This window comes from Streptomyces sp. NBC_00178, from assembly GCF_036206005.1.
GTDB lineage: Bacteria > Actinomycetota > Actinomycetes > Streptomycetales > Streptomycetaceae > Streptomyces.
In genome coordinates this window covers 450,356-472,697 of record NZ_CP108143.1, presented here as the reverse complement: position 1 = coordinate 472,697, position 22,342 = coordinate 450,356, and the positions used below count along the sequence as shown (strand labels likewise).

The following is a 22,342-nucleotide window of genomic DNA, read 5'->3' as shown; positions in this document are numbered from 1 at the left end:
CTCAGCCCGTGACCGACATGGTGGCGTTCAGAAGTGCTGTCACCGCATGGGCGGCCGGCAGTGACGGCGCAGCCGCGCGCGAGCTGGCCGGGACGCTCTGTGTCCGGGCGGTCGTCCTGCTCGAGGGGCCCAGCGACGCCGCCGCGGTCGACGCACTGGCGGGGAGCCGCGGCCGTGACCTCGCCGACGAGGGTGTCTGTGTGCTGCCCATGGGCGGCGCGATGAGCGTGGGGCGGTTCGCCCGCCTTCTGGGACCGCCCTGCCTGGGCCTTCGCCTCACGGGACTGTGCGACGAGGCGGAGCGCGACTTCTACACCCGTGGTCTGGAACGCGCGGGCGCCGCATCGCACGGTTTCTTCGTCTGCGCCGCGGATCTGGAGGATGAGCTGATCCGGGCCCTCGGAGTCGCGCGGGTGGTGGAACTCGTCGAGGAGCAGGGCGACTTGCGTGCCCTCCAGACCTTCCAGCGGCAGCCCGCACAACAGGGCCGCACCTCACAGCAGCAGTTGCGGCGATTCCTCGGCACGAAGAAGGGACGCAAGATCCAGTACGGTCGCGTCCTCGTCGAAGCCCTGGAACCCGAGCGTGCCCCCGCGCCCCTGGACGATCTGCTCACCGCTCTGCGCGTGCGCGACTGACGTCCGCACGCCCCCCGGGCACACGGGTCTCGCCGCCTGTGTGCGGTGCGGAGGCGGTCGGCAGCCCGAAGCCCCGACGGCGTCACCCCGGCGTCGTCAGTTCAGCCGCTGCTGCCACTCGGACGGTACGGACCCCGCGGGCCCCGGAACCGGCTGCCCGGTCGGGTGCGAGGTCGGTGAGGCGAGGGGCGGCCCGTCGAAGACCTGCTGAGTCTCGAAGTTGTAGTACCAGTTCTCTCCCGGTTCGAAGCTGGTGACCACGGCATGGCCGGTCTCCTGGAAGTGCTTCGTGCCGTGCTGGGAGGGCGAGGTGTCGCAGCAGCCTATGTGCCCGCACTCCGCACAGCGCCGTAGATGGAACCACCAGCCGGGCCCGTCCCCGTGCAGACAGTCGGCGCAGCCCTCACCGCTCGGGGCCGCCTGCGGATTGATGCCCGGAATGTGTTCGTCAGACACCTGCACTCCTCCTACGGTGGGCGCCGGGACGGCCCACGCCGGCCGGCGGAGGGCGGTGGCCCCTCCTCCAGGCTGCGCCTGCGGGCATCCGGCCGCGAGTCGAGTCGGGCGGGGACCCCAGGGCGGTGCGGAGCCCGGGGCCGCCGGTTCGCTGTACGCCGGCCGGCACACCCGACCGGCAGACTTCGGCGGGTGGCACCCGTCGGCGACGGAAAGAAAGGCGGTGAACACGTAGAGTGATACCGCCGCGCCCGCGCCGGGCCCGGTGGCGCGTGCGGTACCCGCGCGGCGGGTGCACGCGGCGTGCGCGGACCCGGGAGCGGCGAATCGGCGAGGTTCGCACCTCGGGCGCTGAGGCGGATCCTCTGACCGCAAAGCCCCCGCCGGGCTGGGTCGGGTCGAGCCGCAGTTTTCGAAGACCGCAGTCCGACCGGCGCCCGGTGTCAGACCCTCCCGATAGCGTGCTCGCAACCCGACCTGACGACTACCAGGGAGAACCGCCGTGGACATCCTGCTCATCGCCGGCTTGTGGCTCGACGGATCCGCCTGGGACGACGTCGTGCCCGAACTCACCACGCTCGGCCACCATCCGGTGCCGCTCACCCTCCCGGGTCAGGGTGACGGCGCCGCCTCCGCGACGCTCGACGACCAACTGGCAGCAGTGCTTGCCGCGATCGACGCGGTGCCCGGAAAGCCTCTGGTGGTAGGGCACTCCGCAGCATCGACCCTGGCCTGGCTGGCCGGCGACGCGCGACCGGAGAAGGTGGCCAAGATCGCCTTGATCGGCGGGTTCCCCGCCGCCGACGGGCGAGCCTATGCCGACCACTTCGCGATCGAGGGCGGCGCCATGCCCTTCCCGGGGTGGGGTCCGTTCGAGGGCGAGGACGCCGCTGACCTGGACCGGCAGGCCCGGGACCGCTTCGCGGCCTCCGCCGTTCCCGTCCCCGAGGCGGTTGCCAGGGGAGTCGTGCGCCTGACCGACGAGCGCCGCTTCGACGTCCCCGTCGTGGTCGTCTGTCCCGAGTTCACCCCCGCCCAGGCCGAGGGGTGGATCGCCGCCGGCGAGAGTCCCGAGCTCGCCCGCGCTGCGCACGTCGAGTACGTGGACCTCGACTCGGGTCACTGGCCCATGGTCACCCGCCCTCGCGAACTCGCCCGTGTCCTCGCCGAGGCGGCCCACTCCTAGCAGCCAGAACTTCTCCGGGCGAGCTCTGAGGCCGCGGCCCGCCCGACAGCCGTGGACGTGTGCCTGCCGTCCGTCCGGGGCGTCATCCCTCAAGGGGGCGGCGTGGTCCGAGTGTGTAGCCGAGGGGAACGGCTACGGCCGTTCCTGCCGTTCTGCACAACGCCTTGCGTCCGGTGACGGGACCACCGGCAGCTGATCGGGGGGTTCCGCCCCGGTCGCGGACCGGGGTGGATGGGTGTGACCTGCCCGAGCGATTCCACGGCAAGCGCCGGTACGTCCACCTCGGTACCACGACCTTCCGCCTCTCACGAACTGGCTCCGCGCGTGATCGCCCGGACAAGGGCCGGTCGCACGGACGATGTTCGCGCATGGTCCCCGATGTCTGGCAGCGTGACCTCCGTAGCCCGGGAACTGGAGAACCGATGACCGACACCGCCGCCCTGACCGCGCAGATCCGGTCCCGCCTGGCCGGATACCAACGCCGGTTCCCGGACCTCTTCGAGGCGTACTTCCAGCGACTGGGCAACACGCTGGAGGCGCCGTCGTTCAGTCGTTTCACGCCCGAGGCCGTGGATCTCCTCAGAGACCTGTCGCTGCGTGGCGGCAAGCGGATGCGGGTCGCCCTGCTCTACGAAGCGGCACGCCTGGTCACGGACCAGCCCCTCGAAGGGCTCGACGAAGCAGCACTCAGCATCGAACTGTTGCAGACGCACGCACTCGTGCACGACGACATCATCGACGACAGTCCCACGCGCCGGGGCGGTCCCTCGACCTACTACGCCTACCGGGACAGGTTTCCCGGCCACCCCCAGGCCGCGCTCGGGCTCGCCCTGCTCGCCGGTGACCTCGCACTGACCTCGGCGCTCCAGGTGCTGCTGGACTCCCCAGCACCGCTCGCCGTACGTCAGGCGATGGTCGAGGTGCAGACGAGGGCGGCCTCCGCGACCTTCGTCGGTCAGATCGTCGACATGGAGCGCGACTTCACCGACTCCCCGGGCAAGGACATCCTGGACCAGGTCGCGGACTTCAAGAGCGCGCGCTATTCGGCCCTCGCGCCCATGCAACTGGGTCTGCTGGCGGCCGGTGTCCAGCCGGCGGCCTTCGAGAAGGAACTTCGTCGTTACGCCATGCTCGCGGGCATCTGCGGTCAGATGCGTGACGACTACCTGGACCTGTTCGGCGACGCGACGACCATGGGCAAGCCGACGGGGACGGACATCCGGGACGGGCGCCGCAACTACACCGTGCACGCCATTCTCGAAGTGGCCGACAGGGCGGAGAGGGCGCTGCTGGACTCCTGCCTCGGCGACCCCGCGTGCGACGAGGACGCCATCGAGGCGGTCCGCGCCATCGCACGGCGCCACGGAGTCGAGGAGACCATGCGGGCAGAGATGCGCCGCTGTGCGGAGCGCGAGGCGGCCGAGGCGGCCGGCTGGCGCTCCCACTGGCGCGAGGAGGCAGTCGCGTTCTTCGAATACCTGCCGATGTGGAGCGTCGAGCGGGTGCTGTGAGCCGTGCGGGGCTGTGCGGCAGCCACCTGCGTTGCGGACCGGACGCTCCTGCGGGGGACCGCAGCGCACCCGGGAGCCCCACCGGCGGACCGCTTCCCTGGACACGGGGTGCCGGCCGCGGGCTCGCCGGTGGAGGCCGGTGCGCACCGGCCGTGACCGCAGGCCCGCCAGGCGGGGCCGAGTCGGACGGGTCTGCCAGAATCGGCGTATGGAGAAGAGCGGCAGCGGTCACGGCTATCTGCTGGACAACGCGCAGTCGGAGGCGGGGGTCCGCTTCGGAGCCCTCGCCGAGCTGTTCGATCCGGTCACCTTCCGGCATGTCGACCGGCTCGGCATCGGTCCCGGTGCGCGCTGCTGGGAAGTCGGTGCGGGAGGGCCCTCCGTCCCGCTGGAGCTGGCACGGAGAGTGGGCCCCGGAGGCTCGGTGACCGCCACCGACATCGACGTGTCGTGGATCCGGGACATCGCCGACGGCACGATCGAGGTCCTGGCCCACGACGTGGCGGCGGACCCGCCTCCCGGCCGGTTCGACCTGATCCACGCCCGCCTGGTCCTGGTGCACGTCGCCGACCGCGCCGAAGCGGTGCGCAGGATGGTTGGTGCGCTGCGGCCGGGCGGTCACCTTCTCCTGGAGGACGCGGACCCTTCGCTGCAGCCGCTCCTGTGCCCCGACGAGTCCGGGCCCGAGCAACGGCTCGCCAACCGGCTGCGGTCCGGCTTCCGTACCCTCATGGCCGCGCGCGGCGCGGACCTCGCGTACGGGCGGACTCTGCCCCGGGTACTGCGTGAGGCGGGCCTGGAGGATGTGCAGGCCGACGCGTACTTTCCGATCACCTCGCCGGCCTGCGCGGTGCTGGAGGACGCGACGGTGCGCCAGATCCGTGACCGACTGGTGGGGGAGGGCATCGCCACCGACGAGGAGGTCGAACGCCACCTGGCGAACGTCGCCACCGGCCTGCTCGATCTGGCCACGGCTCCGATGATCTCGGCGTGGGGCCGGCGCCCGTGACACGATGTTCCCAGCTTACTGACCGGCCCTGCGCCCGCCGCCATGCCTCGGCCGATCCCCGCGGACCGGCGCGGGCCGCCCACGCCTCGCGGTCGGGGGCGTGGGCGGCCGACGAACGCCCCAGCGTGTGCGTCAGCAGTGCCGGAAAATCCCTTCGGGATCGTCATGGGCCCATGCCGCGAACTCCTCGAAGCCCAGGTTGCCGATGCTCAGGTTCGCGTGGATCTCGTGGATCCCTGCGGGGACGGTACGGAACTCAGCTCCGAACTCCGTCAGTCGCTCGTAGTCCTCGTCGTCGACGCACTCCTCACGGGTCAGCAGGGTGACCGCCAGCAGCGGGTGGTGCTCGGACCGCATCGTCACCCGGTCGGCAAGGAAGACGACGCACAGGTCCTCATCGGCGCCGAGCGTCCTTTGCACCTCGTCGACGGAGGCTTCCCCCCAGGCCGGATCGTCGATGACGTGGACACGCGGTTCGTAGTGCTCATCACCCCATGGCTCCGCAAGGGCCGCTGCGACGGCCTGCCACGACTCCTCGCTGCTGTGATCGGTCCTGACGACCAGGGCATCGAATTCATCGCGGCGGGTGACCTCGGGCAACGTTCGCATGGCTCCTGTTTCTCTGCTTGTCCGTGCCGACCGGTGAGCCGTGCCCGCGACTGTCTCATGGGCCGTTGCCCGCCGCGCTCGCGGGACCGGCCTGCCGAACGAGACGGGTATCGGAAGCGGATCACGGACATGAGGCGGATGTCCACGACCTATGGGGAACTGCTGGAGGGATATCCGTGCCGGCGCGTCAACGACATGCAGGTCACCGGCCTCCTGCGACGGGCCGAGCATGCGTTCTCCTTCGCGCCCGTTCATCTCGTCACGCCCTCCGTCGAATACCCGGACCGGACCGCCGGCGCCTTCGGCCCGGTTGAGGTGCTGCGCTCCACGGCGTTCTCCGGGACGAGCCGGCGCAGGACTTCGAGCTGTAGGGGCACAGGCGCCGGCCACACGTGACGCCCGTACCCAGCCGCGGGAGGAGGAACGCCATCCGAAGGCACCGCACATCCACCGTCAGCCGATCGCGGACTTCGCGGCGGGCTGACGATCGGCGACGGGCACGTTCAGGGGGCGGGCGAGGCCCACGACGCCTTCGTCGAGCCGCTGCAGGTGCCGCAACACACGGGACGTGACCGTGCCTGCCGCCGGGGTGCCGGAGCCGTCGTCGCGCAGCGTCGATGCGATGCTGGCGCCGGACCGGACCTCGCCTGCCGCCGCCTCGTCCCCGACGTGCGCCGCCAGTACCGAGATGTTGTGGGCGATGCGACGGCCGGCCCGGTGCAGGCGGGGATCGGCTGCGATCGTCCTGCTGTGCGGCAGCAGCTCCGCCGTCGCGGCCAGCGAGCGGGCCTGGTAGGCGCACGTCTCCAGCAGCGCCACCAGGTAGCGGACCGTCTGCCGCCTGCCCCGCAGGGGAGTGATCGGATAGGTCAAAGGGGTCGTCGAAGCCCTGAGTTCGTCGAGGGCCGTGTCCAGGTCACGGGCCTTGCCGAGGAGATCGGACGCGGGCCCGCCGCTCAGCTGCTCCACCGCGGCGGAGGCGACGTCGCCCAGGCGGTCCAGGACCGTCCCCAGCAACTCGTCCGTACGGCGGTCGGTGTGCACCGGCAGCACGAGCACGGCGGCGACGACGCCGCAGGCCGCACCGATCGCCGTCTCCTCGATACGCAGGACGAGCACGTCGAAGCTGTACGAGTTCAGCAGGGTGTACAGCAGCCCCAGCATCGCGGTGACGAAGAAGGACATCACCGCGTACGACAGCGGAGCGGTGAAGAACATCGCGAAGATGAAGACCAGCACCAGCGCGAACGCGAGCCAGGTGTGGCCCCCGACCACCCCCGCCAGGGCGACACCCGCCACCGCGCCCAGCACCGTGCCGATGAGTCTCCGGTACCCCTTGACCAGGATCTCCCCGGTGGATGCCGTGTTGAGGAAGACCACCCAGCAGGTGAGCACGGCCCAGTACCAACGCTGGCTGGAGAGGAGTTCGCCCCCGATGATCGCCAGTACGGACCCCACAGACACCTGGAACGCCGCCCTGGTGGTGGGGCGCCGCAGCCCGGTGCGGTCGTCCTCCCCGGCCTCGTCCGACGTGGCGAGCGCGATGTCCTCGGCGTCGAACTCCTCGCGGGAGCGGGTGGTCGCGGGTGAGTCGTCCGACTCGTCCTGGGGCCCGTCCAGCGCGAGTCGCAGGCCCAGGACGGAACGCGCCGCCTCGCCGATGCCGCGGAAGGCGTCCTGGAGGGCGGGGGACGCGGCCGGAAGCCTCTCCTCCTCGCGGTAACCGAGCAGCCTGTTGCGTATGTGGGCCACCGCAGTGCCCTCGTCGCCCGACGCGGGCCGGACGACCAGGAGGTGAAGCGCGGCGAGGTCGCGGCGCAGGGCGATGGTCGCGTCGTCCTCCGCCGGCCGCCAGTCCCCGGTGAGCGGCACGGGCGCGTTCGGCAGATGGAGGGTGAGGGTGTCCGCGCGCTCCGCACTGCGGGCGTTGAGCAGCAGCATGCCCAGCCGCTCCGTCGCGATCTCGGCCTCCGCCACACGTCGTTGCAGCAGTGCCGCCTTGTCCGCGTCCTTCGTGCCCTCCCCCAGGCGACCCTGAATCATCAGCGCCGCCTCGTGCAGCCGCGCGGTGCGACGGCGCATGTCGTCGAGCACCTTCTCCAGCTGACCGGGATCGGCGTCGAGCATCTGTATCTGCATGGACACGAGCTGGGCGAGCCGTGTGCGGAAGGCGTCGCGCAGACGCGTCAGCACGCGGCGGGGCGTCTCCGGGACGACGGCGAACCTCACCACCGCGCTGCACGCGAACCCGAGGGCCAGGGTCCCGCAGAGCGTCGGCAGGGTCGCTGCCGACGCCCCCACGAACAGGGAGAGGAAGTAGATCTGGAAGCCCACGAGGCCCAGTGCCGTGCCGCGTTCGCCGAATCTCCGGCAGTAGACGGCACCGAAGATGAGGACGACGAAGAGCAGGTCGCCCAGGACGACCTGCGAGGTGAGGAACGCCCCCAGCGACGTCGCCGCCAGGGCGACCGGCAGTCCCAGTGCGAGGGTGATCGCCTGGTCGCGTACGAGCGTGTCCTTCACCGCGAAGGTGGCGGTCATCGCCGTCATCGCGCCGGCCACCATGTACGTGACGTCGCTGTCGAACATGACGAGCGCCACCAGCGTGAGCGCGATCGCCGAGACAGTTCTGACCCCGGCCGTCAGCCGTAGGAGCCCGGGATCCGACGCCGCGAACCGATCCCAGATGGCCCCGCCCCGCCGCCGCACTGCCCTCACCCTGCCGTTTCCACCGGTCCGCCATGATCCTCGTACCCGTCTCAGCATTGCACGGCCGACGATGCCCGGGGGAGGGCAGGGCCCCTGGGCCGCGGTCCCGCAACCGCGCCCGCTGTCCGGTCGCCCACCCGTGGTCCGGTCACACACCCGCCCACCCGCCGTCCGGACGCCCACCCGTGGCCGGACTCACTCGATCCCGCGTGCCCGAACCCGCGACCGATTCCGCGTACCGACCGCGCGCTGCCGCCGTGTCCTGCGGCATCGCCCGAAATCCGGGTGAGTGTCCCGCATGAACCCGGGCATGCGCGGAGCATGGCAATTCTGAGGACAGCCGCCCGCCCCCTGCTCGCCTCCGTCTTCATCTCCGGCGGACTCCGTACGCTCCGCGACCCGCACTCCGTGGCTCCGGCCGCCGAGCCGGTCGCACAGCTCGCCGCAGCGCGTGTTCCCAGGCTGCCGGGCGACACGGTTCGGCTGGTGCGGATCAACAGCGCCGTCCAGATCGGCGCCGGCGCCCTCCTGGCGACCGGACGCTTCCCCCGCGCGTCCGCGCTCGCGCTGGCGGCCTCACTCGTGCCCACGACCCTCGCCGGACATGCCTGGTGGAAGGCCGAAGACGCGGACGAACGTGCGCGTCAGCGTGTCCAGTTCACCAAGAACCTCTCCCTCCTCGGCGGGCTGCTGATCGCGGTGGCGGATACCCACGGAAAGCCCTCACTCGCCTACCGGTCCCGTGCCGCGGCCGCTGCCGGCCTTCGCAGCGCCCGGAAGGCCGGTCACACCGTGAACGCCGTAGTGGCCGACGGGGCGCACGAAGTGAGGTCGGCCGGCCACGCGGTGCGGGAGCACGTGCCGATCGGCTGACCGCCCATGTTCCCGCATGCCCCGTGCGGGGGCGTCCCACGGCCAGGCACTGTCCGTCCGGCTTCGTACTCGTCCTGCGCCGGCCCGCTCAGGATCGACGGGAGGCGGTTCAGTCCTTGCGGCCCGTCACGGCGACGGTCACGCCGAGTCCGATCATCGTCAGGCCGCCGACTCCCCCCACGCGGGCGAGCCGCTCAGGGGAATGCGTGAACCAGTCGCGGGTGGTGGAGGCGATCAGTCCCCACGCGCTGTCGCAGGTCAGCGCGAGGGCGTTGAAGACCAGGCCGAGCACCAGCATCTGGACGGCGACGTGCCCGAGGCGCGGCTCGACGAACTGCGGGAGTACGGCGGCGAAGAAGACGATGGTCTTGGGATTGGCCACGCCGACTGCGAATCCCTCCAGCAAGGTGCGCAGACTTCCGCCGACGGGGCCCCCACCGGTGAACGAGGCGTGGAGGGAACCCCGTTCACGCACCGCCTTCACACCCAGGTACACGAGGTACGCCGCGCCACAGAGCTTGAGCGAGATGAAGACCACGACCGAGCGTTCCACGACGGCCCCGACACCGAGCGCCACGGCCACGACGAGCACGTACGACCCGAGTGTGTTCCCCACGACCGTGGTCAGCGCGGCCCGGCGCCCCTGCGAGAGCGCGCGCCCGATCACGAACAGCACGCTGGGGCCGGGAACCACGATCAGCAGGAGCGATACGGCCGCGAAGGCCAGCAACCGGTCGACAGACACCATGAAGCGCATCCAACACGGCCAAGGCGTGCACGCGCAGCCTCTTTTCCGTCGGCTGTCCTTCTCACCCGCCCACGCGCCGGGGCCGGGACGGGTGGTGCCTGCTGATGTTGCCCTCCAGCAGTTCGGTCGCGGCACGTACGCCCACCGACACGCCGGGGACGAACTCCGGCAGCCGCCCGTCGGCCTCCTTCAGTTCCCCGAGTGCGGCGTCGATCGCGGAGTGCGCGGCGAACAGACAGGGGGTGCTGTAGATGGCCGCCTGGCACTCGAGCTCGGTGAGTTCCGTGAGGGACAGCCTGGGTGACGTGCCGCCGGCGATCTGGTTGAAGAGCAGAGGCTTGCCGTCGATGACCTTCCGGATCCGGCGGATCCACTCCACGTCGCGTACGCCGTCGACCAGCACCACGTCGGCGTCCGTCTCGGCGAGCGCCCGGGCGCGGCGCAGGATGTCCTCGTCCTCGGTCGCGTCCGTCCGCGCCACGACGACGAGATCGCCTCGGTTCTCCAGGACGAGGTTCAGTTTCTCCAGGTACTCGTCGAGGGGGAGCACCGTCTTGCCGTCCGCGTGCCCGCAGCGGCGCGGGCGCTTCTGGTCCTCGAGGATGACGCCCGACGCCCCGATCCGTTCCAGCTCCCGCACCACGTGACAGGCGACCTCCGAGTCGACGTAGCCGTCGTCGATGTCGACCAGCAGGTGGTGGGAGGGGAAGGCGTGGCGGAGCCTCCCGGCGAACCCGATCATGTCCGGCCAGGCGATGAAACCGATGTCGGGCAGTCCGTAATGAGATGCGGCGAACCCGAAGCCGGACACGAAGAAGCCGTCGTAGTGGCGGGCCGCGACCGACGCGGAATACATGTCGTAGATGCCGACGAGCGGGGTGGTTCCGGGGGCGTGGATGCGATGGCGCAGGGCGCTTCCGTACGGCATGACTCTCCTTGGCCGCGCCCCGCGAAGGGACGGGGCGGGTGGTGCTCGGGGCGGTGGGAGGGGAGAGAGGCGCGAGGCCGAGACGGTCCGCCCTCGGGGGGCGGTTCACGACGACGGGCGCACGCACCCGGTTTGCATGATCGCTTTGCGAGTGCGTTCCTACGTATATCGCCGCCGCGCGGGCTTCGCCCCCCGACACGCGGCGCGGCCGGCCCTGCGGTGCGCGGGCCGACGGCCCGTGTCCGGTTGCCGCGCCTCGCGCGGACACACGCTCGCCCCAACCGGCCGTCCTGCCGGGCTCCGTGTCGTCGGCCCGGTGCCTGCGCCGTTTCTGTTCCGGATCTGTCAGCCAGGTACAGGTCACAGGTACGGACGTGTGACGACCATGCCTTCCCGCCGGCTCCCGGGCTCCCGAACACGGCCCGATGGAAGTCGGTCACCAAGAACACCCGTCCGCACACGACGCACGACTCGGAGAATTGCCGCTCAACCGTCGGCCTAAGTCGTGGCGCTGACGATTCGCCGAGCGAGTGGCGGTTGCATCTGGATGTGCAAAGGCGATGGACGCGCCTCCCGGAGGCGCCTTCCGGGGGCGTGTCGCGGTTGTCCGCGCGCGTCGAAGCCGCCCGCCGGTTCGGAGCGCCCGTGCCGGATTCCGGACGGTGCGAAGGGCGTCGATGCCGGCCGCCTTCTGTTGCTCAGCGTGACATCCGGCGGCGCGAAGCCGACGCGGCCGCAAGGGCCGGACGCTCTTCGAGGCGAGGCGGTCGACGGCTGCGGGGAACAGGCGGCAGGCCGGGGTCGCCACGCCGCGCGCGTCGCGGGGACACCCCTCCGGTGAGCCTCATTGATTCGTTTCAAACCCTTGCTCAAGTGCTACTTCCGCGTTTAACGTCCCACCGAGAGAACCCCTCGAAGGGAAGCACGCATGGTTGCCGCATCCGCCGTTCCGTCAAGCGCCGCACTGGAGCGCATCACCCGCCGTCGGACGCGGGTGGGTCTCGTCTCCGGTGGTCTCGGTGCTTACTGGCCGCAGTTTCCGGGCCTGTTGGAGCAGCTTCAGGAATCCGCCGCATTCGTCACCCGCCGTCTGGAATCCATGGGGTGCGAGGTCACGGACGCGGGATTCGTCTCCGATCCGGTGGAGGCGGCCGGAGCCGCGGAGGTGCTGCGACGCGCGGACTGCGACATCATCGTCACCTTCCTCACGACGTACCTGACCTCGTCGATGGTCCTGCCGATAGCCCAGCGCAGCGGATCGCCGGTGCTGCTCATCGATCTGCAGCCGGCCGAGGCGATGGACCACTCGACCTTCGACACCGGCAAGTGGCTCGCCTACTGCGGGCAGTGCCCGCTGCCCGAGGTCGCCAACGTCTTCCGCCGCAGCGGCATCCCGTTCCGCTCGGTCTCCGGCCACCTTCGCGACGAGAACGCGTGGACCCGCATCGGCCGCTGGATCAACGCCGCCGGGGTGCGCGCCGCGCTGCGCCACGGCCGCCACGGCCTGATGGGCCACCTGTACCCGGGAATGCTCGACGTGTCCACGGACATGACCCTGGTCTCCGCGCAGTTGGGCGGCCACATGGAGGTCATCGAGTTCGACGACCTGCGCGTCCGCGTCGCGGCGGTCACCGATCAGCAGGCCGCCGCGCGCGTCGAGCTGGCCCGCGAGGTCTTCCAACTGGACGACTCCGTCGATGCCGAGGACTTCGACTGGGCCGCCCGCGTCTCGGTGGGTCTCGACCGGCTGGTCGAGGACTTCGCCCTGGACAGCCTGGCGTACTACCACCGGGGCCTGGACGGCGAACTGCACGAACGGCTCGGCGCGGGCATGATCCTCGGCGCATCCCTCCTCACCGCCCGCGGACTGCCGGTCGCGGGGGAGTACGAACTGCGCACCAGCCTGGCGATGCTCGTGGCGGACACCATCGGTGCCGGGGGGTCGTTCACCGAGCTGCAGGCCCTCAACTTCCGTGACGGCGTCGTGGAGATGGGGCACGACGGTCCGGCGCACCTCGCCATCAGCTCCACGGACCCCCTGCTGCGCGGCCTGGGTGTCTACCACGGCAAGCGCGGCTGGGGCGTGAGCGTCGAGTTCGACGTCACCCACGGACCGGTCACCACGTTCGGCCTGGGGCAGGAGGCAGACGGTACGTTCGTCTTCATCGCCTCGGAGGGCGAGGTGGTCCCGGGACCGCTGCTGGCCATCGGCAACACCACGTCCCGCGTCGACTTCGGAGTCGATCCCGGTGAGTGGACGGATGCGTGGTCCGCCTCCGGAATCGGGCACCACTGGGCCCTGTGCACCGGTCATCGGGCCAAGGACCTGAGGGCTGCGGCCGACCTGCTCGGCCTGCCCTTCCGCCTCGTCGACGGCACCGAGGTCCTCTGACGATCGCGGCCTGCGGTCCGGCGCCCGCCTCCAGCGTGCGGCCGCGCTCCACGCGTGCGGCCTCGCTCCCCGCGTGCGCCGGGGGAGGCGCCCGCCGGTCGGTGCCGGGCGGGTAGGCGCCCGTTCGGCCGAAGCACGGACGCCGGCGGCCGGGCGCGGGGCATGCGCGCGAGGGCGGGGATCATGCCGTCAGGAGTTCCGCCGGACCCCGCCGCCGAGCGGGGGACGGATGCCGGAGCGGCCGGGCGGGTATGTGATCGGTGCGCGGGCCGGTTCCGGCCCGCGCACCGGGTCCGTCGAGCGGACTGCAGTCCTGGCGCGCAGCCGGAAAAAGCCGGCCCGCCTCGCTCATGAGGAGTCAGTCAGTGGAGTCAGGCGCGGATGCCGGTCCGGAAGACCACCAGGCACAGGTGATCGTGGTGGGTGCGGGGCCCGCCGGTTCTGCCACGGCCCTGCACCTGGCCCGGGCAGGGGTGGACGTACTGCTGCTGGAGAAGGGCACGTTCCCCCGGGACAAGGTGTGCGGGGACGGCCTCACGCCGCGCGGCGTCCAGCAGCTGATCCGCATGGGGATCGACATCGAGGCGCCGGGCTGGCAGCGGACCAGAGGGATGCGGTGGGTGTGCGGTGGACGCCAGGTCCACATCGACTGGCCCCGTTCGGGCAGTCACCCGGACTTCGGCCTCACCCGCACCCGGCACGACTTCGACGACATCCTCGCCCGGCAGGCCGTCGCCGCCGGGGCGCGGTTGCATCTCGGCACCAAGGCCACCGGCCCTCTGACCGACCACCGCGGTCGTATCGTCGGCGTGAGCACCGTCGCGGGGGACGGCAAGCGCCCGAGGGACTACCGGGCCCCTCTGGTCGTCGCGGCGGACGGAGCGTCCGCCCGTACGGCGCTGGCCATGGGGCTGGAACGGGACCCGGGCAGTCCGATCGCCACAGCGGCGCGTCGCTACTTCCGCAGCGAAGCCCGCACGCACGACCCCTACCTCGAACTCTGGGCCGACCTCCTCTGCTCCCGTACCGGCCGCGACCTGCCGGGATACGGATGGATCTTCCCGCTCGGGGACGGGCGTGTGAACGTCGGCCTGGGCGCCCTGCCGCACCGCCGCCACGGAGCGGTCGACCTGCGGGCCACCATGGACCTGTGGCTGGCCCGGCTGCCCGCGCACTGGGATCTGCGGGAGGAGAACGCCGACTCCCCGCTGCGCAGCGCGGCACTCCCCATGGGCTTCAACCGCAGGCCGCAGTACCGACGCGGTCTGCTCCTGGTCGGCGACAGCGGTGGCATGGTCAGCCCGTGGAGCGGCGAGGGAATCGTCCAGGCGATGGAAGCCGGCGAGGTCGCCGCCGAGACGGTGGCGCTCGCCCTGCACCGGGCAGAGGGCCCGGCGCGGGAACAGGCTCTGCACCACTACCCGCGTGAGGTGAATCGCCGCTGGGGGCGTTACTACCGTCTCGGGAACACCGTCGCCGATCTGGTGTTCGCCCGCTACGGCTACCGCCCTCTGCTCACCCGCCGTGTAATGGCCTCGCCCGCACTGGTCCAGACCCTGGCACGACTGCTCACGCACGGGACGGACGCACCCCCCGACGACCTGATCGACACCGTCGTCCACGGCCTCGTGCGGCTGGTTCCCCCACCGGGCCGCCGCCGTGTGCGGGGCCCGGGCGTACCGCCTCGCTGAAGCGAACGCACGCACTCGGGAACTGCATGGCGGCGGGCCGTACCGTCGGAGACACTGGAAGCCAGGTGCCCCGGACGAGAGGTGGGGCAGGGCGGGTCCAGGGCCTGTCGGCCCGCTGACGCCGCGGAACTGCCCCTCGCCCCCTTCGCCGGGCCGCCTCAAGCCGCCGGGACGAGTCGGCGGCACGGACTCGTCACGGATCGGCGGTACGGATTCGTCGGCGGTGCGCACTCGTCGCGCAATGGGGATCCGAGTGGCAGGGGTCCTTCGACGGACGCGCCGCCATGCCAAGGAGACGGCCATGGTGCATCACCACAAGTCCAACAAAGAAGTCGAGGGCGACCCGGACAACGGACACAGCCGCGGAATGCCGAGGCGTCCGAACGATCAGGAACTCGACGAACGCCTGGCGGAGGACCGCAAGGAGATGGGTCTGCCGCGTGAGGAACGGGGCCCCGCGTAAGGGCTGTCCCGTACTCCCCGGCGGGCGTGCGACGACGGCTGCGGCACCGCGCCGCGTTGTCGCGACGCCCGAACACAGCCAGTGTGCGGACGTCCCTCCGCCTTGCGATGCACCGCATCCGTAGCGGCACGCCGATCCACCCCGGATCACGGGACCAATTCCGGGCGACGTGGCGCCGACAACTCCCGGATTCCGCAAGGGCCGCAGCCCACGTCGCCGCGGTTCGACGAGAGGCGCCGCACGCGGATTGCCGGGGGCCGCAGTCGTACAGCCGCGGCGCCCCGGCCGTTACGGGGAACGTATCGGCGGTACCCGCATTCCCCGAAGGGCGAGCCGGAGTGGCCGGACGCTATTCGTGCCTGGTCCGAGGGCTAATATCAGGGCGTCGTTGATGCCCTGATCGAGAAGGTGTTTGTACGCGATGGACCACGACGCTCGCTTGTTCCTGCTTCCCGACGACCACCCGCGCGTGGGCGTGGCCCTGGCGTCCGTCGGCGCCCTGGCGTGTGCGGAGACACCGGCCGTGCACGGCTGGCTGCAGGCGCATGGAGTCTCCGCCTCGTCGGACCAGGTCAGGATTCTTCTCGCCGACGCGGAAGCGCTGATGCCCGAGGACGCCGAAAGCCTGCCCGTTCCGCTGAGCGAGGAGGAGGCCCTGCGGATCCACCGGGAGTCCGTGCCCCGGTCCGTCGCGGACCTGGAGGCAGAGCTCTCCGGGTTCCGGGAGATGACCGAGGGCGCGGAGGCCCTCGTGCACCGCGCGCTCACCGCCGGGATCCCCGCCCCTCGCATCGCACAGCTCACGGGGTTGTCCGCACGGGAGATCAGCGGTCTGATCCAGGCGTGACCCCGCACCGGTGAGGCGTGTTCCGCCGTGCCCGTCAGGCCGCCGCGCAGGGCCCCGGCCTGGGCGGCGCCGCCGCGTCAGTACGCGAGTCGGGCGCGGATGGTCTTGCCGGTGCTGGGCCCGTAGGTGACGGTCAGCTCGCTGGCGAGCCGGCGCACCATGTGCCAGCCGAACCCACCGCTGCCACCGTTGAGATCGGGCGCGCGCTCGCGCGGGGGTGCGGGGCTGGGGTCGCTGACCTCCGCCGTCAGCGAGTCCGACGTGGCCGAGAGTTCGAGGGTGTACCGACCCCCGCCATGACGCACCGCGTTCGTCGTGAGCTCCGAGACCACCAGCACGAGGGAATCGGCTGTCATGGGGTCCGGGGCCGGTGTGAGGCTGTCGGCGAAGGTACGCGACGCCTCGCGCGCCTGGTGGATGCTGTCGGAGCCGTCACCCCGCACCCTGGTCGGAGCGGAGGGTGCGGATGCGTCGTTGGTCTTCTGGCCGTTCATGCGAGTTCACCCGCCTGTTGTCCGGTGTGCCGCTTTGCAGTGACAGGAAGTGTGCCCTCCGGCTCCGTCTGCACACCTGCGGTATTTCCTTCCGGGCCGTCCAAGCACAACGGTGCACCGAAAAGGCACCATGTGACGATCGGGCCGAGCGGGGGCCCGCACGGCACGTTCCTGAATTGCGCGCGGAATTGCGCATCGGCCAGTGGCAGGGTGGTGCGCCGGTGCGTTTCGATACGGATATCCGGGTGCATCTACCAGGGCGACTGCCCGGCCCGGTCCTCCGGCCTGCCGTCGAGCAGGGAGATCTGGACACGAATGCGTTTGCCCACCGGTTCCCGGCGGATCTCGAAGCTCTGGCAGACCGCGAGGACGATCTCCAGGCCGTGCTGCCCCGCGCGCGCCGGGTCGGCCTGATGGGCCATGGGGAGGACGTCACCGGAATCCCACATCGTGATGGCCAGCATGTCGTCGATCACCTCGACGTCCAGGAGGCAGGGACCCGGCGCGTACTTGCAGACGTTGGTGGCCAGCTCGCTCACGACGAGTCGGGCGAGGTCCATGACCCGTGACGGGACGGACACACCGTGCTCGGATCCGGCGGTCAGCAGGAAGTCGCGCACGAAGCTCCGCGCGCTGCCGATCTCCACCGAACTCATGTCGTACGCGGCACCGGCCGAGAGGCTGATAGCGCTGATCGCGTGGCTGTTCAGCAAGTCCCCGCCACCGGTCGCCGGCTGTTCCATGTCATGTCCCCCGTCAGGCCAGCCGCACCCTGCAACTGCTTCGCCACACGCGCCTACCCGCCATCGGGCGTTGCACACCAGTCGGCGGCGGAGGCGGTCTCGGAGGCCCGTCGATCCGCGGCGGGACGACATGACAGGCCTGACTGTCACATCCCTTTGACAGGTATCCTTGTCGCATGAGGTCGTGACAGGTACCTTTGTCACATGGTTGATGCGCAGCGTGTTCCGACCCCTGAGAAGAACGACGAAGACTTCTGGGCGAGCGTCATGACTCAGGTGGAGCCGCCTTGGAGTGAGCCCGCCCAGGACGACGCCTTCGCGATGGACGATCATGTGCTCGGCGCCGTCCGTGCACTCGCCGAGCACATCTCGACCCGGGCGCGGGCGTACCGAGCGGCCGGCAAGTCCTTCGATCCGGGGCTCATGGCCGCCCCCGACGTCCAACTGGCGCTTCTGCGGGCGTTGTACGAGGCCAAGCTGTCCGTCGAGCGGTTGGCGGAGAGTGCGGCCACCGTCGCCGGCCGGGGCGGGGCCAGTTACGTCCAGCTGGGAGCGGCCTGGGGCGGGATCAAGCGCCAGTCCGCCCGCCTCAAGTGGCCCTACGCGGTGGTCAAGAGGTCCGCGGGTGAGTCGATCCCGCTGAGCTACGCGGGGGGAGCCGCCGCCATCCACCACGACCCCGACGCTGACGCGTGGTGGTACACCGCCACCGCCGCCGACGGGCAGGAGGAGGAGTCCGCGGCGGTGCACGCGACGTCGACGGAGGGGATCGCCCGGGCCACGGAGTTCCTCCTCGTGCACGGCCGGTCCGCACCCTGAGGGCCGGCGGATCCGCCGCGCGGCTCCGGCATGCGGTTCCGCCGTGAGGCTCCGGATCGTCGTCCGCGGCGAGGCCGGTCCCTCCCTCGGGCGCTGTCTGCCCGAAGCCCCAGGGCGGGACCCCGGGCCGCCTCGCGGCGGCCCCGGAAGCGGAACCGCTTCCGGGGCCGCTCCTGAGGAGTGGCTACTTGCGCCAGAACAGATGGTGCGTCACGCCGCTCGGGCTGGGAACGACATCCAGATGGAAGCGGTCGCGCAGTTCGTCGGGCGACTCCCAGAGCCGTACTCCGGAACCGAACTTCATCGGCGAGACCGCGATGTGCATCGTGTCGACGAGGTCGGCGTCGAGGAACTCCCGGATGGTGGTGGCCCCGCCGCCGAGCCGGATGTCCTTGCCCTGCGCTGCCTCCCGGGCCTGTGCGAGGACCGTGGCCGGGTCGGCGTCGACGAAGTGGAACGTGGTGTCGGAGAGCGTGATCGAGGGGCGCATGTGGTGGGTCATCACGAACACCGGGGTGCGGAACGGCGGCTCGTCACCCCACCACCCCTGCCACTCGTGATCCTGCCAAGGCCCGCGCTGGGGGCCGAACTTGTTGCGGCCCATGATCTCCGCGCCGATGTTGCGGGCGTAGTCCCGCGTGAGGTAGTCGTCCAGGCCCCGGCTCCCACCGGGGTCGGTGCGCATGGGCCAGCTCGCGGTGTCGCCGGCCCAGGCGAACAGCTTCCCGGGGTCGACGTGACCGAACGGCCTCTCCAGAGTCTGGTCCTCCCCGGCGCCGATCCCGTCACTCGAAACATTGAAGTTCTGGACTCTCAGTAGCTGAGACACGTGTCCTCCTGTGTTGTTCGCATCGGTGGTGAGACTCGCCGGGGCGGGCAAACTCATCGCTGCATCCGTGACCAGTCAAGAAAACAGCGGCCCGATGGTCCCACCTGCGAGGTTCTCGCCTTCGGATGCCCTCGAGAGCCGGGGGCGCCGCACCGCTGTCAGCCCATTCTCCCTGGCCGTGCGCCGAGTTCGACGGTCGTCACGTGCGTGTCGGGTCGAGCACCGACGAGGGGCGTCGCCGAACTTTGAACTCACAGATGACAAAGTATGGACTTCTCCAGCGGAAGTCCCCTAGCGTGACGGCGCAACCACAGGCGTCCTGCCGTCTCGCGGATTCGTTCAGCCCTACCGGAGTGCCACCCCCTTCTGGAGGATCGATGCATCCACGGCTGTTCCAACGTGCCCGAATACAGCTCACCACTCTGCTCGTAGGCAGTTTTCTCGCCGGAGGCGTATGGGCCGCGTCGCCGTCCGCCGCCGCACCCGACGAGATCCCGCCCCAGGAACCGGGCGTGACACTGCGCGTCTTCGACACCCAGGTACCGCTCAGCAAGCTGTGCACACTCAAGCCCGGTCAGACGCCCAACTACGACAAGCTGATGTCCGACGTGAACTGGTCGACGGTGGGCGACTTCGGCGGTTTCGCCGACAACTTCGTCGCCGAGGCGTCCGGTTACCTCGTCATCCCCGCCGACGGGACCTACAGCTTCCGCCTCACCAGCGACGACGGCTCGCGTCTCACCATCGACGACCAGGAGGTCATCGACCACGACGGCCTCCACGGCGCCGAGCCCAAGGACGGTTCGGTCCAGCTCACGGCGGGCCCCCACCCGTTCCGCGTCGAGTACTTCGAGCGGGGCGGTGACCAGCAGCTCACGCTCGCCTGGAAGCCGCCGGGCGCGGATGACTTCACCGTCGTGCCGCGTGAGGCACTCAGTACGGACGCCGGGGTCGTCCGGGTCACGGCGCCGGGGCGCAAGGAATGCGAATCGGGTGCCGACAGCCCCGGGGACGGCCTGCCGCTCGCGGACGTCCGTCCCGATCTCGACCTCACCGACCTGCGGCCGGACGGATTCGAGCCCCAGGTCACCGGCATGGACTGGCTCCCGGACGGGCGCCTGGCGCTGTCCACCTGGGGTGGTTCCGAAGCGGTCAAGGGCGAGGTGTACCTCCTGGACCACGTAACGGGTGACACCAGCCGGGACAAGGTGACGGTGACGAAGGTCGCCGAGGGCCTGCGCGAGCCCATGGGCATCAAGTACGTCGACGGCTCGCTCTACGTCTCGCAGAAACACGAACTGACGCAACTCGTCGACACCAACGGCGACTTCGTCACCGACGACTACCGCACGGTGGCCACCTGGCCGTACGGCGGCAACTTCCACGAGTTCGCCTTCGGGCTGCTGTACCGTGACGGCTCCTTCTACGTGAACCTGTCCGTCGCGATCAACTACGGTGGCGCGACGACCACTCCGCAGCCGGCGCCGGGCCGCGGCACGACGTACAAGGTGAACAAGAAGACCGGCAAGATCAAGGCGGTGGCCGGCGGTCTGCGGACTCCGAACGGGATCGGCTGGGGCCCGGGCGGCGACATCTTCACCACCGACAACCAGGGCGGCTGGCTGCCGGCGTCCAAGCTCGTGCACATCAAGCAGGACCGCTTCTTCAACCACTACACCGAGCCCTCGGGCCCCTTCGACAACCGCGCCGTGAACCAGCCGGTGCTCTGGCTGCCGCAGAACGAGATCGGCAACTCCCCGAGCACACCCCTGCACCTGGCGAAGGGGCGCTTCGCCGGGCAGATGCTCATCGGTGACGTCACCTACGGCGGACTGCAGCGCGCCTACCTGGAGAAGGTGAAGGGCGAGTACCAGGGCGCCGTGTTCCGTTACACCCAGGGACTCGAAGCCGGTGTCAACCGCCTCACCATGGGACCCGACGGTGCGATCTACGCGGGCGGCCTGGGGGCGGACGGCAACTGGGGCCAGGAAGGGAAGCTGAAGTTCGGCCTCCAGAAGCTGACACCCAACGGGGGCAACACGTTCGACGTCCAGGAGATGCGCGCCGTGCCCGGTGGCTTCGACCTGGAGTACACCCAGCCGCTGTCCGAGGCCACGGCCGCGGAGCTCGCGACCCGCTACAAGGCCGAGCAGTGGCGCTACACCCCGACGGCCGACTACGGCGGCCCGAAGATCGCCGAGGAGCAGCTCGGCGTCACGTCGGCGACCCTCGCCGAGGACGGCCGGACCGTGCGCCTGCGGCTCGACGGACTCAAGCCCGGCCGCGTCGTACACCTGCGCTCGCCGCGGCCCTTCGCCTCGGCCTCCGGCGAGACGCTCTGGAGCACGGAGGCGTGGTACACGCTGAACGCCCTGCCGGGCAAGCAGCCGCCGCCGGCCACCCTGTACGAGGCCGAGGAGGCCAGGCTCACCGGGACGGCCGGCGTCAACACCGACCACCCCGGCTATTCGGGCAGCGGATTCGTCGACCGTTACAACACGGAGAACAAGGGGGCCACGACCTTCGACGTCACCGTGCCCAAGGTCGGCGACTACGACGTGAACCTGCGCTACTCCAACGGTCCCAACCCCTACCAGGGCACCAAGTCGCTCTCCCTCCACGTCAACGGCAAGAAGCTGAAGCAGACGCAGCTGGCTTCCACCGGCACCTGGGACGCCTGGTCCACCCAGACCGAGCGGATCCGCCTGCACGCCGGGCCCAACACCCTCTCGTACCGCTTCGATTCCGGTGACGCGGGCCATGTGAACCTCGATCTGATCACCGTGCGTCCGCACGGGAACCCCGTCGCCCTCTTCGACGGAACCGCGGCCTCCCAGGAGCAGTGGCAGCACACGGACGGCCGCAGCGTCGAGTGGCCCCTGGCCTCGGAGGGGGCCATGGAGGTCTGCTGCGGGGACATCCGCACCAAGGACGCCTACCAGGACTTCAGGCTGCAACTGGAGTTCCGCGTACCGCTGCTGCCCGACGACGTGACCGGTCAGAACCGCGGCAACAGCGGCATCTACCTCCAGGACCGTTACGAGTTGCAGATCCTCGACTCGTTCGGTGACACCACCCTCGACACGAACGAGGCCGGCGCCATCTACCAGAAGAAGGCGCCGGACATCAACGCGGCCACCGCGCCGGAGACGTGGCAGAAGTACGACGTCACGTTCCGCGCCGCCCGTTTCGACGACAACGGCCGCAAGACCGCCGACGCCAGGGTCACGGTCGTGTGGAACGGCAAGAAGGTCCACGACGACGTCGCGATCGACGGGCCGACCGGTGCCGGCATCCCCGAGGGCGCCTCGGCCGGAGCGATCCGGCTCCAGGACCACGGCAACAAGGTGCGCTTCCGCAACATCCGTATCGAACCGCTCGGCTGAGGTCCGGCGCG

The 22,342-nt window shown here is 70.6% G+C and carries 20 protein-coding genes; 12 read left to right on the top strand and 8 right to left on the bottom strand.

Going from position 1 to position 22,342, the window contains the following annotated elements:
* Nucleotides 1-8: 8 nt before the first annotated feature.
* Nucleotides 9-638, top strand: a complete 630-nt coding sequence (locus OHT61_RS01905; RefSeq protein WP_329034432.1) for a TOPRIM nucleotidyl transferase/hydrolase domain-containing protein — start codon at nucleotides 9-11, stop codon at nucleotides 636-638.
* Nucleotides 639-734: 96 nt separating this feature from the next.
* Here OHT61_RS01905 and OHT61_RS01900 read toward each other — a convergent pair whose 3' ends face one another.
* Nucleotides 735-1,094: a UBP-type zinc finger domain-containing protein gene (locus OHT61_RS01900; protein WP_329034430.1), complete on the bottom strand. Its 360-nt coding sequence runs from the start codon at nucleotides 1,092-1,094 to the stop codon at nucleotides 735-737.
* 502 nt (nucleotides 1,095-1,596) lie between these two features.
* Between OHT61_RS01900 and OHT61_RS01895 the strand changes: the two genes are divergently transcribed.
* The 3 genes from OHT61_RS01895 to OHT61_RS01885 all read left to right on the top strand — a co-directional run bounded on the left by OHT61_RS01895 (nucleotide 1,597) and on the right by OHT61_RS01885 (nucleotide 4,800).
* On the top strand, nucleotides 1,597-2,280 hold the full coding sequence (locus OHT61_RS01895) for an alpha/beta fold hydrolase (protein WP_329034428.1): 684 nt from the start codon (nucleotides 1,597-1,599) through the stop codon (nucleotides 2,278-2,280).
* Between the two features lie 422 nt (nucleotides 2,281-2,702).
* Nucleotides 2,703-3,791 carry a polyprenyl synthetase family protein gene (locus tag OHT61_RS01890; RefSeq protein ID WP_329034427.1) on the top strand — a complete coding sequence of 363 codons (1,089 nt, stop codon included), beginning with the start codon at nucleotides 2,703-2,705 and terminating at the stop codon, nucleotides 3,789-3,791.
* Between the two features lie 208 nt (nucleotides 3,792-3,999).
* Nucleotides 4,000-4,800 (top strand): class I SAM-dependent methyltransferase, encoded by an 801-nt coding sequence (locus OHT61_RS01885; protein WP_329034424.1) that lies wholly within the window; start codon nucleotides 4,000-4,002, stop codon nucleotides 4,798-4,800.
* A 132-nt stretch (nucleotides 4,801-4,932) separates the two neighbouring features.
* Here the strand turns inward: OHT61_RS01885 and OHT61_RS01880 are convergent, their stop codons facing one another.
* Complete coding sequence (locus tag OHT61_RS01880) at nucleotides 4,933-5,409, bottom strand: DUF6924 domain-containing protein (protein ID WP_329034422.1); 477 nt, start codon at nucleotides 5,407-5,409, stop codon at nucleotides 4,933-4,935.
* A 138-nt stretch (nucleotides 5,410-5,547) separates the two neighbouring features.
* Here OHT61_RS01880 and OHT61_RS01875 point away from each other — a divergent pair, with 138 nt between their 5' ends.
* Complete coding sequence (locus OHT61_RS01875) at nucleotides 5,548-5,805, top strand: hypothetical protein (protein WP_329034420.1); 258 nt, start codon at nucleotides 5,548-5,550, stop codon at nucleotides 5,803-5,805.
* A 57-nt stretch (nucleotides 5,806-5,862) separates the two neighbouring features.
* On the opposite strand, the gene OHT61_RS01870 is transcribed toward OHT61_RS01875, so the two are convergent.
* A complete protein-coding gene (locus OHT61_RS01870) occupies nucleotides 5,863-8,175 on the bottom strand; it encodes an FUSC family protein (RefSeq protein ID WP_443049345.1) in 2,313 nt (770 codons plus the stop codon).
* 264 nt (nucleotides 8,176-8,439) lie between these two features.
* On the opposite strand from OHT61_RS01870, the gene OHT61_RS01865 reads away from it, so the two are divergent.
* The gene (locus OHT61_RS01865) at nucleotides 8,440-8,991 is read left to right on the top strand and encodes a DoxX family protein (protein ID WP_329034416.1); all 552 of its coding nucleotides are present in this window, start codon (nucleotides 8,440-8,442) and stop codon (nucleotides 8,989-8,991) included.
* A gap of 109 nt (nucleotides 8,992-9,100) precedes the next feature.
* Here the strand turns inward: OHT61_RS01865 and OHT61_RS01860 are convergent, their stop codons facing one another.
* Nucleotides 9,101-9,739 carry a LysE family translocator gene (locus OHT61_RS01860; RefSeq protein ID WP_329034415.1) on the bottom strand — a complete coding sequence of 213 codons (639 nt, stop codon included), beginning with the start codon at nucleotides 9,737-9,739 and terminating at the stop codon, nucleotides 9,101-9,103.
* Between the two features lie 61 nt (nucleotides 9,740-9,800).
* The gene (locus OHT61_RS01855; protein WP_329034414.1) at nucleotides 9,801-10,667 is read right to left on the bottom strand and encodes an isocitrate lyase/PEP mutase family protein; all 867 of its coding nucleotides are present in this window, start codon (nucleotides 10,665-10,667) and stop codon (nucleotides 9,801-9,803) included.
* Between the two features lie 928 nt (nucleotides 10,668-11,595).
* On the opposite strand from OHT61_RS01855, the gene OHT61_RS01850 reads away from it, so the two are divergent.
* From OHT61_RS01850 to OHT61_RS01835, 4 genes are all read left to right on the top strand, one after another.
* Nucleotides 11,596-13,059, top strand: a complete 1,464-nt coding sequence (locus OHT61_RS01850) for an L-fucose/L-arabinose isomerase family protein (protein ID WP_329034412.1) — start codon at nucleotides 11,596-11,598, stop codon at nucleotides 13,057-13,059.
* A gap of 350 nt (nucleotides 13,060-13,409) precedes the next feature.
* Nucleotides 13,410-14,750, top strand: a complete 1,341-nt coding sequence (locus OHT61_RS01845; protein ID WP_443049344.1) for a geranylgeranyl reductase family protein — start codon at nucleotides 13,410-13,412, stop codon at nucleotides 14,748-14,750.
* 301 nt (nucleotides 14,751-15,051) lie between these two features.
* Entirely contained in the window at nucleotides 15,052-15,213 is a 162-nt protein-coding gene (locus OHT61_RS01840) for a hypothetical protein (RefSeq protein WP_329034409.1), read from the top strand.
* 421 nt (nucleotides 15,214-15,634) lie between these two features.
* On the top strand, nucleotides 15,635-16,060 hold the full coding sequence (locus OHT61_RS01835) for a DUF6003 family protein (protein WP_329034408.1): 426 nt from the start codon (nucleotides 15,635-15,637) through the stop codon (nucleotides 16,058-16,060).
* Nucleotides 16,061-16,137: 77 nt separating this feature from the next.
* Here OHT61_RS01835 and OHT61_RS01830 read toward each other — a convergent pair whose 3' ends face one another.
* Together OHT61_RS01830 and OHT61_RS01825 are read right to left on the bottom strand one after the other, a co-directional pair.
* Nucleotides 16,138-16,554 (bottom strand): ATP-binding protein, encoded by a 417-nt coding sequence (locus OHT61_RS01830; RefSeq protein WP_329034405.1) that lies wholly within the window; start codon nucleotides 16,552-16,554, stop codon nucleotides 16,138-16,140.
* Nucleotides 16,555-16,805: 251 nt separating this feature from the next.
* Nucleotides 16,806-17,297: an ATP-binding protein gene (locus OHT61_RS01825; RefSeq protein ID WP_443049343.1), complete on the bottom strand. Its 492-nt coding sequence runs from the start codon at nucleotides 17,295-17,297 to the stop codon at nucleotides 16,806-16,808.
* Between the two features lie 204 nt (nucleotides 17,298-17,501).
* Here OHT61_RS01825 and OHT61_RS01820 point away from each other — a divergent pair, with 204 nt between their 5' ends.
* Entirely contained in the window at nucleotides 17,502-18,116 is a 615-nt protein-coding gene (locus OHT61_RS01820; protein ID WP_329034404.1) for a hypothetical protein, read from the top strand.
* Nucleotides 18,117-18,300: 184 nt separating this feature from the next.
* Here OHT61_RS01820 and OHT61_RS01815 read toward each other — a convergent pair whose 3' ends face one another.
* Nucleotides 18,301-18,945 carry a dihydrofolate reductase family protein gene (locus tag OHT61_RS01815; RefSeq protein ID WP_329034403.1) on the bottom strand — a complete coding sequence of 215 codons (645 nt, stop codon included), beginning with the start codon at nucleotides 18,943-18,945 and terminating at the stop codon, nucleotides 18,301-18,303.
* A gap of 377 nt (nucleotides 18,946-19,322) precedes the next feature.
* Here OHT61_RS01815 and OHT61_RS01810 point away from each other — a divergent pair, with 377 nt between their 5' ends.
* Complete coding sequence (locus OHT61_RS01810; protein WP_329034401.1) at nucleotides 19,323-22,331, top strand: family 16 glycoside hydrolase; 3,009 nt, start codon at nucleotides 19,323-19,325, stop codon at nucleotides 22,329-22,331.
* Nucleotides 22,332-22,342 lie beyond the last annotated feature (11 nt).

Coding starts and splice junctions, on each gene's coding strand:
- OHT61_RS01890 (WP_329034427.1), top strand. CDS start 2,703: ATGACCGACACCGCCGCCCTGACCGCGCAGATCCGGTCCCGCCTGGCC.
- OHT61_RS01885 (WP_329034424.1), top strand. CDS start 4,000: ATGGAGAAGAGCGGCAGCGGTCACGGCTATCTGCTGGACAACGCGCAG.
- OHT61_RS01880 (WP_329034422.1), bottom strand. CDS start 5,409: ATGCGAACGTTGCCCGAGGTCACCCGCCGCGATGAATTCGATGCCCTG.
- OHT61_RS01875 (WP_329034420.1), top strand. CDS start 5,548: ATGTCCACGACCTATGGGGAACTGCTGGAGGGATATCCGTGCCGGCGC.
- OHT61_RS01870 (WP_443049345.1), bottom strand. CDS start 8,175: ATGCTGAGACGGGTACGAGGATCATGGCGGACCGGTGGAAACGGCAGG.
- OHT61_RS01865 (WP_329034416.1), top strand. CDS start 8,440: ATGGCAATTCTGAGGACAGCCGCCCGCCCCCTGCTCGCCTCCGTCTTC.
- OHT61_RS01860 (WP_329034415.1), bottom strand. CDS start 9,739: ATGGTGTCTGTCGACCGGTTGCTGGCCTTCGCGGCCGTATCGCTCCTG.
- OHT61_RS01855 (WP_329034414.1), bottom strand. CDS start 10,667: ATGCCGTACGGAAGCGCCCTGCGCCATCGCATCCACGCCCCCGGAACC.
- OHT61_RS01850 (WP_329034412.1), top strand. CDS start 11,596: ATGGTTGCCGCATCCGCCGTTCCGTCAAGCGCCGCACTGGAGCGCATC.
- OHT61_RS01845 (WP_443049344.1), top strand. CDS start 13,410: ATGAGGAGTCAGTCAGTGGAGTCAGGCGCGGATGCCGGTCCGGAAGAC.
- OHT61_RS01840 (WP_329034409.1), top strand. CDS start 15,052: ATGGTGCATCACCACAAGTCCAACAAAGAAGTCGAGGGCGACCCGGAC.
- OHT61_RS01835 (WP_329034408.1), top strand. CDS start 15,635: ATGGACCACGACGCTCGCTTGTTCCTGCTTCCCGACGACCACCCGCGC.
- OHT61_RS01830 (WP_329034405.1), bottom strand. CDS start 16,554: ATGAACGGCCAGAAGACCAACGACGCATCCGCACCCTCCGCTCCGACC.
- OHT61_RS01825 (WP_443049343.1), bottom strand. CDS start 17,297: ATGGAACAGCCGGCGACCGGTGGCGGGGACTTGCTGAACAGCCACGCG.
- OHT61_RS01820 (WP_329034404.1), top strand. CDS start 17,502: ATGGTTGATGCGCAGCGTGTTCCGACCCCTGAGAAGAACGACGAAGAC.
- OHT61_RS01810 (WP_329034401.1), top strand. CDS start 19,323: ATGCATCCACGGCTGTTCCAACGTGCCCGAATACAGCTCACCACTCTG.